Source organism: Clostridium sp. YIM B02569, assembly GCF_022320765.1.
In the GTDB taxonomy this organism is placed as follows: Bacteria; Bacillota; Clostridia; order Clostridiales; family Clostridiaceae; genus Clostridium; species Clostridium beijerinckii.
On sequence record NZ_JAKJJX010000016.1, the window covers coordinates 33,313 to 44,744 of the forward strand.

At 26.7% G+C, this 11,432-nt stretch carries 11 protein-coding genes; 8 read left to right on the forward strand and 3 right to left on the reverse strand.

Annotation, left to right across the window (positions count from 1 at the left end; translation table 11 throughout):
• Nucleotides 1-48: 48 nt before the first annotated feature.
• Both L3B96_RS15380 and L3B96_RS15385 read right to left on the reverse strand, forming a co-directional pair.
• Complete coding sequence (locus L3B96_RS15380) at nt 49-672, reverse strand: manganese efflux pump (RefSeq protein ID WP_238948003.1); 624 nt, start codon at nt 670-672, stop codon at nt 49-51.
• A gap of 396 nt (nt 673-1,068) precedes the next feature.
• Nucleotides 1,069-1,695, reverse strand: a complete 627-nt coding sequence (locus tag L3B96_RS15385) for a VTT domain-containing protein (RefSeq protein WP_011969134.1) — start codon at nt 1,693-1,695, stop codon at nt 1,069-1,071.
• A 229-nt stretch (nt 1,696-1,924) separates the two neighbouring features.
• On the opposite strand from L3B96_RS15385, the gene hisC reads away from it, so the two are divergent.
• The 8 genes from hisC (at nt 1,925) to L3B96_RS15425 (ending at nt 10,673) form a co-directional block, all read left to right on the forward strand.
• Nucleotides 1,925-2,989, forward strand: coding sequence for a histidinol-phosphate transaminase (gene hisC / locus L3B96_RS15390; RefSeq protein WP_238948004.1), 1,065 nt, complete (start codon nt 1,925-1,927; stop codon nt 2,987-2,989).
• Nucleotides 2,990-3,218: 229 nt separating this feature from the next.
• Complete coding sequence (locus L3B96_RS15395) at nt 3,219-4,256, forward strand: M42 family metallopeptidase (protein ID WP_011969136.1); 1,038 nt, start codon at nt 3,219-3,221, stop codon at nt 4,254-4,256.
• Nucleotides 4,257-4,643: 387 nt separating this feature from the next.
• Nucleotides 4,644-5,300: an HAD family hydrolase gene (locus L3B96_RS15400; RefSeq protein ID WP_238948005.1), complete on the forward strand. Its 657-nt coding sequence runs from the start codon at nt 4,644-4,646 to the stop codon at nt 5,298-5,300.
• Between the two features lie 129 nt (nt 5,301-5,429).
• A complete protein-coding gene (locus L3B96_RS15405; RefSeq protein WP_238948006.1) occupies nt 5,430-6,905 on the forward strand; it encodes a leucine-rich repeat domain-containing protein in 1,476 nt (491 codons plus the stop codon).
• A gap of 303 nt (nt 6,906-7,208) precedes the next feature.
• On the forward strand, nt 7,209-8,171 hold the full coding sequence (locus tag L3B96_RS15410) for a GTP-binding protein (RefSeq protein ID WP_238948007.1): 963 nt from the start codon (nt 7,209-7,211) through the stop codon (nt 8,169-8,171).
• Between the two features lie 42 nt (nt 8,172-8,213).
• Nucleotides 8,214-8,882: a GTP-binding protein gene (locus tag L3B96_RS15415; RefSeq protein WP_238948008.1), complete on the forward strand. Its 669-nt coding sequence runs from the start codon at nt 8,214-8,216 to the stop codon at nt 8,880-8,882.
• Nucleotides 8,879-9,877: a permease gene (locus L3B96_RS15420; RefSeq protein ID WP_011969141.1), complete on the forward strand. Its 999-nt coding sequence runs from the start codon at nt 8,879-8,881 to the stop codon at nt 9,875-9,877. Before L3B96_RS15415 ends, L3B96_RS15420 begins: the two co-directional genes overlap by 4 nt.
• A 52-nt stretch (nt 9,878-9,929) precedes the next feature.
• Nucleotides 9,930-10,673: a membrane protein gene (locus L3B96_RS15425; RefSeq protein WP_017210052.1), complete on the forward strand. Its 744-nt coding sequence runs from the start codon at nt 9,930-9,932 to the stop codon at nt 10,671-10,673.
• A 136-nt stretch (nt 10,674-10,809) separates the two neighbouring features.
• Here L3B96_RS15425 and L3B96_RS15430 read toward each other — a convergent pair whose 3' ends face one another.
• Nucleotides 10,810-11,388, reverse strand: coding sequence for a hypothetical protein (locus tag L3B96_RS15430; protein ID WP_238948009.1), 579 nt, complete (start codon nt 11,386-11,388; stop codon nt 10,810-10,812).
• Nucleotides 11,389-11,432 lie beyond the last annotated feature (44 nt).

Consider the following 11,432-nt stretch of genomic DNA (forward strand, 5'->3'; position numbering starts at 1 on the left):
CCATGGAGATATTCTGCATTATTACTCCATGGCATTATTATATTACTATTAAATAAATATTTCATAAATTCCGAAAGCGATTAATACAATTCCAGAAATAAAATTTGAATATCTAATCAAATATTTTGAAAAATTGATATTTCGATTAAAGTAGCCTATATATACAAATAAGATAGAAATAATAAAATTTAAAAATACACTTATACTAAGATTAACACCTGTTATACTTGCAGCAAAATTTGTACAAATATTATTTACAGATAGTGAGATGGAAAGAGCTAAACATTTTCTTAGATTTATATTATGAGAGTTATCTAAATTTAGAATATAAGAATCCTCCAAGAGGTTTTTATATTTAAAAGAACTTTCATAATAAAAGGAAGTATCGTAACCAAGACGTTTTTTTTCTAAGCGAATATTCTCAACTATAAAAGAAATACCAATATAACTTAAAAGAATAGCACCAAATATATTACTGACCTTAGGATCTATTAAGGGCAGAATTAATTTACCAATATACATAGAAACAAATGTACTAGCAGAAGTTACTATTGCAAGTAAAATACTATTTGATTTAGATAAATGTATTTTCTTAATTCCATAAGATAAAAAAACTGATAATGTTACTATATTTGTTGAAATAGCTAGTAAAAGAGGTGATATAAGAATCATATGGAACTCCTAAAAATTATTTTAGTATAATATATTCATTTTATTTAAAAAAAGATTGTAATATCATAAATTTATAAGATATTTAAGATATTTTTTGTATTTGATTGAAAAAAGAATGAGATATTTAAATATTAAAAGTCATGTTGTAAATTTCGCTTAATATTTTATAAACATAAAGGTTTGATATTAGGTGATGCGACAAACATATAAAGAAATGGATTTGTCATGAAAATTAAGTTGTGTTTAAGGTCTATATGTAAGAGATTATAAAGGTATAGGAAATTCGCCTATAGATGTGCTTAAGTAAGATCCATATATAAACGATAGAATTTGATAAATATTAATAATAGCTATTGATTATGTAAATATAATAACATAATCAATAGCTATCTTTGTTTAATTAGTTTGATTACTCCATTTTTTGAAATTAAAATAATTAACTAGTATGATAATAAAAAGCATAACAGCAAATACGTATAACGAATACTTTATACTAATTCCTAAAAATGTATAAAGCAAAATTATTGGTGTATCTGCAAAAAATATTGTTAAAGTATATTTAATAAAGCTAATTTCAGCTAATACAGAAAAAAAACAAATAATGTCGGTGGGAACAACTGGTGAAGATACCCCTAAAGCTAGAAGTTGCACATTATTTTTTTTAATCATGTTGTATATTTTGGGATATTTATTTACTATTTTATTCTGGTAACTCATTCCAAACGTAAGTCTTGCAAAGAAAAATAATAGAATTTCACTTAATAAATTCGCTGTTGCAGTTAAAATAAATGCTTCATATGGATTAAATAATATTCCGCCAATAATTATAAAAATTGTACAAGGAATTAGTGTGAAAATTCTTAGTGATGCAATTATGAAAAATAAAATTGCACTGAATTTTCCATATGTATTTAAAAAAAATATTATCTTATTAACTCCATCACTATATAATTGATATTTAAGAAAAACAAATAAGATAGATATCCAAAATATAATAACAATACCCTTGAATAGCTTACTCATTAAATTTACCACTCCTTTCATATTGAACTTAGAGACGTAGAAAAAAAGCTTATAATACTCATATTTCCACCTTACTATAAACCATTTTACCAATAAATTATAAGAAAATGTTAAAAAATTGGAAATCTTTCGTTTATTTTAAGAATTATTAATAACAATAAAGTAATAGAAGATATTTTAGACTTAGGGTATAATATAGTAAAAACATAACATACTAGGGGGCAGTTGTATGAGTAAATATTGGAATGATAAAGTTAGAGATATAGAGCCTTATGTGCCTGGGGAGCAGCCTAAGGATAGAAAGTACATAAAACTAAATACGAATGAGAATCCGTATCCACCATCAGATAAAGTTTTAGAAGCCATGAGGAACGCAGTTAATGGTGACTTGAAACTTTATCCAGATCCAACATGTAGTGAGTTAATAAGTGAAATAGCTAATTATTATAAGTTAGATGAGAATGAAATATTTATAGGAAATGGTTCGGATGAGATTTTGGCATTTTCGTTTATGACTTTCTTTTCAAAGAACAAAAAAATATTATTTCCAGATATAAGTTATACTTTCTATAAGGTTTATGCTGAACTTTTTGATTTAAATTATGAATTAGTAAAATTAGACGATAATTTTGATATACCATTGGAAGAGCTAAAAAAGACAAATGGTGGAGTAATAATACCAAATCCTAATGCTCCAACAGGAAAATATATAAATACAGAAAGCTTAAAAAGTTTAATTGAAGCTAATAAAGATAGAGTAGTAATTATTGATGAAGCTTATATAGATTTTGGTGGCCAGTCAATGGTTAAATATATACATGAATATGATAATCTTTTAGTAATTCAAACATTATCAAAATCACGTTCATTAGCAGGATTAAGAGTTGGATTTGCGCTAGGTCATAAAGATTTAATAGAGGGATTAAACAGAATTAAAAATAGTATAAATTCTTATACTATAGATAGAGTGGCTTTAGCTGGGGCTAAAGCAGCTATTCAAGATAATAAATATTTTGAGGAAATAACTAAGAAAATAGTAAAAACAAGAGAAAAAGTGGTCAAGGAATTAGAAAAATTAGATTTTAGAGTTTTAAAGTCAAAATCAAATTTTGTTTTTGCTAGTCATAACAGTGCTTCTGGGAAGTTTATTTATGAGAATTTGAAATGTCAAGGAATACTAGTAAGATATTTTGATAAAGAAAGAATAGATAATTTTTTGAGAATAACAATAGGAACCGATGAAGAAATGGATGTTTTAATTGGAAAATTAAGATTTATTTTGAGTAATAATTAAAAAGAATTATGATAAAAGTATAGCAAAGTTGGATGCAATGCGCTAAATAGGATTACTTTTGGAAATCCTATTTAGTGAATTGTATCTAATTTTACTTATTAGAGAATGTTATTAGTCATATAGAGTAAGAGTTAAGGATATTGATATAATGAAATTTTTGTCTGAATTTATGATTAGGCATTTTTGGAATTAACAAAGAGATTTTAATTTTTGAAGGAAGGTTGATTTTATGGAATTATGTGTTAATAAAGAATACGTTTTAGATGTTGCAAAGGAGATATTAGAATTTGATAGTCCAACTGGCTTCTGCTTTGAGATAATTGATAAAATAAGAGATATAGTTAAAGAACTAGGATATAGTTTTGAAACTACCAATAAAGGTTGTGGAATAATAACTATAAAGGGTAAATCGGATGAAAAAATATTAGGATTATCTGCGCATGTAGATACGTTAGGAGCCATGGTTAGATCAATAACTTCAGATGGAAAAATAAAGTTTACCTTACTTGGAGGACCAATTGTTCCGACTTTAGACAGCGAATATTGTACAATACGAACAAGGGAAGGAAAGAAATATACAGGAACATTCTTAAGCACAAGTCCTGCAGCCCATGTTTTTGAGGATAGCTCAAGTAAAACAAGAGATCCAAAAAATATGGAAATAAGAATTGATGAAGAGGTTCATTCAAAAAGTGATGTTCAAAAGTTGGGTATTTGTGTAGGAGATTTTATATTTATTGATCCTAAAACAACAATTACTGAGAGTGGGTTTATAAAGTCAAGATTTATTGATGATAAAGGCAGTGTTTCTTGTTTAATGGGTTTATTGGAATTATTTAATAGAGAAAAAATAGTTCCTAAATATACTACAAAAATATTAATTTCAACTTATGAAGAAGTTGGACATGGAGCATCATATATACCAAGCGATATAGTTGAGATGATAGCAGTAGATATGGGATGTATTGGCGATGATTTAACTTGCAGTGAATATGATGTATCAATATGCGCCAAAGATTCAGGAGGACCATATGATTATAATTTAGTAACAAAGCTAATTAATCTTGCAAAGGATAATGAGCTTAAATATGCTGTAGATATTTATCCAATGTACGGCTCAGACGTAGGGGCTGCTTTAAGAGGTGGAAATGATATACGTGGAGCGTTGATAGGACCAGGCGTCCACGCATCTCATGGCATGGAAAGGACTCATTATAGTGCTTTTGAAAATACTATTAAATTATTATATTTTTACTTAACTAATTAAAAAATAATCATAATCTATTAGTAGGATTGCAAAATTAAATGTATGTTATATAAAGCAGCTTTTGAGATAAAAGATAAGTGATATAGATACATTTAAGAAACGATTTTAGTAACTTTTGCATAATGCTATTACGCAAAAGGAGGGGATGGAGTATGGATATAGAAAATTTAAAAATGCAAGCGAGTTTTTTTAAAAGAAAATAAAAGAATTTAATGAGATATTAAGTGGAATTAGTTCATTTAGATATATTTATACAGCATGCGAAAAAGATAAGATTAGTGATGAAGGTTTAGTTGAATTCGATACGTTTGAGGAATTGTTTAGATCATTATAGCAAATTCTAAAGCGATGTAAAGTTTATGTATTTTATTAATTTGGAGGTATATTATGAAAGCATTTATATTTGATATGGATGGAGTAATTATTGATAGTGAACCAATTCATTTTGAGGTGGATATGCAAACAATAAGAGAATTAGGTTGTGATATTTCAGAAAAAGAATTGGAAAAATACGTAGGATCAACAAATGAATATATGTATACGGATATAAAGAAAAATTACAATATAAAAAAATCACTGGAAGAAATAATAGACTATAAAGTAGAATTGACTAAAATGAAGATTATTGAATCTCATTTAGAGCCAATAGATGGAATCAAAGAATTGTTAATAGGATTAAAGAATAGAAATATTCCTGCTGCAATAGCATCATCATCACCTAAAGATTTAATTGATATAGTTGTATCAAAGTTTAAATTACAAGAATACTTTAAATATATTATAAGCGGAGAAGAAGTTGAAAGAGGAAAACCATCACCAGATATTTATATTGAAACATCAAAAAAATTGGGAATATCACCAAAAGAATGTGTCGTTATTGAAGATTCTAGGAATGGAGTATTTGCTGCAAAAGATGCTAAAATGAATTGTATAGGATTTAAAAATATTAACTCTGGAAATCAAGATTTATCTAAAGCAGATATGATTGTTAACTCAATTCGAGATATAGATTTAAGTAATATTCTAGAAAATCATATAATTTAAAAGTATATAGAATAAGTGAGAAAAAAGCAGATACTATTAAATTTCCTAAATTGATTTTTTTAAAATTATTTGAGATTATACGTCTAAAATGGTATAATTTATATGAAAAAAATCAAGGGAGACGATTAGATGCGACGCAATAGAGTAAAAAAAATAGCAATATTAGCAGTATTTTTATGTATTAATAGTATTCCAGTAATAACTTATGCAAAAGACGCAAGGATTAATGGGGAAGTTGTAGAAAAGAGTGGTGTTGAAATTAATGACAACTGGCTTACAGAAGAAGTGGCCAAGCAGTTAAGTAAAAAAGTGGACAACTTAACAGAAGCAGATTTTTTGAATATCAAAAAAATTGATTTAAGCCATAAGAGAGTTGGTAATAATATACCAGAAGAAATAAAGATGTTAAAGAATCTAGAGTATCTAAACTTAAATTCGTGCTATATATATGAAGATATTCCTGATTATTTAGGGGATTTACCTAGATTAACTTATTTAGATTTAGGAAATAATCAATTAAAGAGATTACCTAAAAATATAACTCAAAAGATAGTAAATGGTACTTATACTTATTGCGATGTTGAAGGAAATAAGTTTAGGTTAGATAAGGGATGGTATTTTTTAAAGGGTAAATGGTGCTATCTGGATAGAAATGGAAATAGACTTAAAGGAACTGAAACTATCGATGGTAAGGAATATCAGTTCAATGACGATGGTAATGTAAAAGATGGTTGGGAAAGCGATAAGGATAAGAATTGGTACTATTATGACAGAATGAACGGTGTAATAAAGAATGACTGGAAACAGATATCTGGAATTTGGTACTATTTTGATAAAGATGGAAAAATGGAAAAAGGATTGCAAACAATAAAAGGCATTAAATATTTCTTCAATGATAATGGCTCAATGGCGATTGGATGGATAAAGATAGACAATAGCTATTATTATTTTTCAGGATCAGGAGCAATGCAATATGGATGGTTAACTTTAAATGATAAGATATACTATCTGGATGGGACGTCAGGTATAATGGCATCAGGGGATACGGTTATAAACGGTAAAAAATATAGATTTTCCAGTGATGGTTCATTAATTAAGAATGTGTGGCTAGATAATTATACATACGTTAATCCTAGAGGTGAAACAGTGAATACTTCCTCTAATTATTCGCATTCAAGTACAAATTATCAATTGTTTAAATATATGACTAATGTGAATAATCAATTAAGCGTAGATAGTACTGCTGTTGCATTGCATGACGGAATTACTAGTAATAACTGCGTATACTTTACATCTGAAGCGTTAAGAAGAATAGGTGTTAATATACCAACTTCAACAGCAAATACATATCAGTTAGAGAACATATTAAAGAATATGGGATTTGTCTATAGTTATGATTTCTCTCAGATTAAACCAGGAGATATTGTATTTACAAATAATTATACTCATGTTTATATTTTTATGGGTTGGGATAAAGATGGATATGCTTATATTGTAGATAACCAAGGGACAAGCTTTGGAAATTCGGTATTACATAAAAGGCTTATTCTTCAAGATACTGCGACAACAGATAGAGCTACTCATTTCTTCTACTATCCATATTAATTCTGTTGTTAATATGAATAGAAAATATATGTGAATTTTTCTTGGATTTTTATAAATGCTAGATAAATTTATAGCTATAAGTTAAAGTATATATCTAAATAAAATAGTAGCATAACATATTTAATTATTTCATTTAGCTTATGCTATAGCGAGGGTCCTTATAATTAATAACTTTTTATTAATTATAAGGACCTTTTTGTTGTGAAAAATTGTAAATAAATTTTATTCATATATATTGAGCAATTATAGTATAAATAAAAATATGAATATAATGTATGGTTGCAATGGAAGGAGAAAAGTTTGATGAAAGTTCAAGTTGATATATTTTCAGGTTTTTTAGGTGCTGGAAAGACAATGTTAATCAAAAAGTTATTGTCAGAAAAGGTTTATGATAGCAATACGGTTATTATAGAAAATGAGTTCGGAGAAGTTGGAATAGACGGAGACATATTAAAAGAAAGTAATATTGAAATTAAGGAAATAAATTCTGGATGCATTTGTTGTCAGGTATCTGGAAACTTTGGAGAAGCTGTTTTAGAAGTTATAAGTAAATATAATCCGAACAATATAATAATCGAACCCTCAGGAGTAGCAAAATTAAGTGAGATATTAAATATTCTCCAAGAAAAGAAGTTTCAGCATGAGCTCGAAATTAGAAATATTTTTACTTTAATTGATATTAGAAATTATGATATGTATTTGAAAAATTTTAAGGAATTCTATGAGAATCAAATAAAAAGAGCAAAAACTATAGTTTTAAGCAGAAGTCAACTTGTAGATAATAAAAAAATTAATGCAACTATAGATTCTATAAGAAAGTTAAATTTGAAAGCTAAAATAATATATAAACCATGGGATTTATTAAAAGGAAGTGATTTTCTTAGTACAAATATAATAAATGAAAAAAGAAAAATTTTTGCTGCAAATTCTAGTATTAGCTCTAGCGCAAGTAAGCAGATGAGAAGAGAAGTAAATCATAGTGCAAATGAAATTTTTGAAAGCTATCCGATAGATCTTGAAGAAAATATAAGTATGCTTGAAATTCAAAAAAAATTCGAATTTATTTCAACTAATGATAAGTTCGGAAGAATAATAAGAGCTAAAGGTGTTTTTAAAGCAAACGACGGAGAATATTATCAATTTGATTATGTACCTAATGAATTTAAAAGTAGGAAAATTAGATGGTCAAATAAGAAAGTGGTTTCAATAATTGGCAGTGAGTTAAATAAAAAGGAATTAGAAAGGTTATTTATTAGGCAAATATAAAAATTATTGATTATTAAAACTTTGTAGAGAGGTGGTGGAATTATGAAAATACATATTGAGATTGTGACAGGTTTTTTAGGAGCTGGAAAAACGTCATTTATAAATTCACTTTTAAAAGAAAGTTTAGTTGATGGAGAAAAAGTACTGGTTTTTCAATTAGAGCAAGGAGAAAAAAATATTGTACATTCTAGTAACATAAGTAATTTTGTAAGAATCCAGGATGCTTTAGATATTAAAGATTTAAAAGAAAAAATGATATACTCAATAAAAAAATATAAACCTAACAGAATAATAATTGAATATAATGGAACCTCTGATTTAAAAGAATTATTCGATATATTGAATGAAAGAATTTATAGAGAATGTAGTAAGATTACGACTATATTCTTTGTTGCAGATGGTAAGACATTAAAGCAATATATTGACAATATGGGAGGCTTTATAATACCTTTTATACAAAACGCCAATATGATTGTTATTAATAATATAGATTATTGCAAAAAAGAAATTTTAAATGAAGGTTTTAAAAAAGTTAAGAATATAAATCCTAAAGCATTTATTTTACGAGTTAGTAATAAGTATATTTTAAATTCTACACTTAGGGAAGCAAGGGTATTGGACAATGGGTGTTTAAAAAAGATAAAAATTAAAATGATAAACTACAAAAAAAGTACTAGCATAAAATATGAGGGAAATGAGGAAAATGTATGAATCTTTATAAAAAGAAGGTTAAAGCTTTCTTTATTATAAGTGTAGTAATACTATCAATATATATTTACAATAAATATCCAACCCTTATATATATTGAAGTTATAGGAGATTTTGCAAGTATATTTACAAGTATAATTCTTGAGGCAATGCCGTTTATCATAATAGGTTCCCTTATATCTGCTATAATTCAAACATGTATATCAGAAAGGATTATTGCTAAGATAATACCTAAAGCAAATATTTTAGGATATTTAGGAGCTGCTTTGATAGGTCTTATTTTTCCGGTTTGTGAGTGCGCAATTGTTCCTATAACAAGACGGCTTATAAAGAAAGGCGTACCTGTTGGGTTTGGAGTAACATTTATGCTTGCTGTACCTATAATTAATCCTGTTGTAATAATGTCTACTTACTATGCATTTTACGATAAAAAAATTATGGTGCTTCTTAGAATAGTTGGAGGATTTATAGCTGCAATTTTAATTGGGATGATAGTAAATTCGCTTGAAAAAGATAAGAAAGGTTTAGTAATAGATTTTATAGATAATGATAGCTATTGTAACTGCGGATGTAATTCATATGTGGAAAATCAAAACAAATTAAGAGCAATAATTGAACATACAAATAGAGAGTTCTTGGATATAATGGGATACTTGATACTTGGGACATTTATATCTAGCGTATTTCAAGTGGCAGTATCTCATGGAGAAATAAACTTTATTTCTAATAATAAGATTCTAGGAATAGTTGTAATGATGTTGCTTGGATTCTTTTTATCTCTTTGTTCAGAAGTGGATGCATTCGTAGGAAAAAGTTTTTTAACTAACTATTCACTTAGTGGAGTTACAGCATTTTTAATTTTAGGTCCAATGCTTGATTTGAAAAATCTTATTATGATTATTGGAGCCTTTAAAAAAAGTTTTGTACTTAAATTAAGTATAAGTACAATAGTTGTTGTATTTGTAATCTCCTTTTTATTCATGATGTGCGGAATATAAAGATGCACTTTAAATGATAGCAATTTAAATATAAAAAGGAGCTGAAAAATAAGTGAAAAGATTTAATTTTGATGAGTTTTTATGGTTTATTGTTCTTATATTGTTAGATTTCTCTATAATATATTTAATATCTACTGGAAGTATAGGTTTTTATATAGGTAGTAATATGATTAAATATTTTTATATTACTATAATAATGATAAGTATAATTACTGTTTTTCAAATAAAAAATATATTTACACCTAAAGGCAGCATGAATATTAAAATAAAATTGTTTCCAATAATACTAGCCTTAATAATAGGTTTCATATCTATTAATAAGCAGCAAACATTTAAACATTCAGAGCTGAATTTAGAGATTTTAGAAAACAAAACAAGTGTTATTGATAGAAAGTCATTATATGAACATGAATTTGAGTATAATTTTAATAAGAGCAACATAAGAAACAATGAAGAAACTATAAGAATTGACGAACATAATCCTACAATGCTTGATGATATACGGATTAATCCAGAAAAATATATAGGGAAAAAGTTAGAAATACATGGATTTGTATGTAAAGAAAATTACTTAAATAAAGATCAAATAATTATAGGAAGGATTATAATGACATGCTGTGCTGCTGATTCAAAAATCGTTGGAATAGTTGGAGATTATGATAAATCGTATCAACTAAAAGAAAATGATAAGATTAAAGTTATAGGGGAAGTAGGTAGCTCGGTGATTAAAGATGAAAGCAATGTAGAGCATAAAATACCATCTATAAAAATAGAAAAATTAGAGATAGAAAATTAAAGTTAAACGTATATTCATGGAAATCACTAATAAAAGTAATTTGTTAGGTAAAAAAGTATGAATATACGTTTAATATGATTTGGTTTAAATTTTAATACTGTAGTATTTTATATACAAAATTCACAAACTCTTATCATTATTTAGAAGGATCTGATAAAATAATTGTTACATAAGAAATTTTACCATTTGGTTCATTATTAGAAACTACATTGATCTTAAATGTATCAAATTTATTATTCCATTCAAGTCCAGCTGGAGATATTGTAGAATCCGAATCATCTGCGTTTATTCCTATTAATTTTAAGATGTTAGTTCCATCAGCTGGGAATTTCATTTCTGACTTAGGAATTATCTTAATTTCATTACATTTTGAATCTTTATATTTTATTTCAAAACTATAATCATCTTTTTCATAGGTAGCCTTATCATCTTCCTCGCTAATAGCTTTTCCTAAAAGTTTTTCAATTTCACTTTTGTCTTTATCTTTAAAATCAGTCAAAGAAGCAATTTGTTTAACTTCTACAGTGGGTTTGTTATTTTCGCCAACTATCTTAGAATTACTTTGAGGTGATTGTTCAGTTGTAGATGTTGTGGAAGACTGCTCCGTTGTATTTTCATTATTCAAATTTGCAGAATCTTTAGTTTTTCCACAAGATATTAATGCAGTTGAACTAACTGCTGCAATTAACAATAGACTAATGATTTTCTTTTTCATAAAAATTTTCCTCCAACATTATGTGTATATTTTAGTGAGTTTTT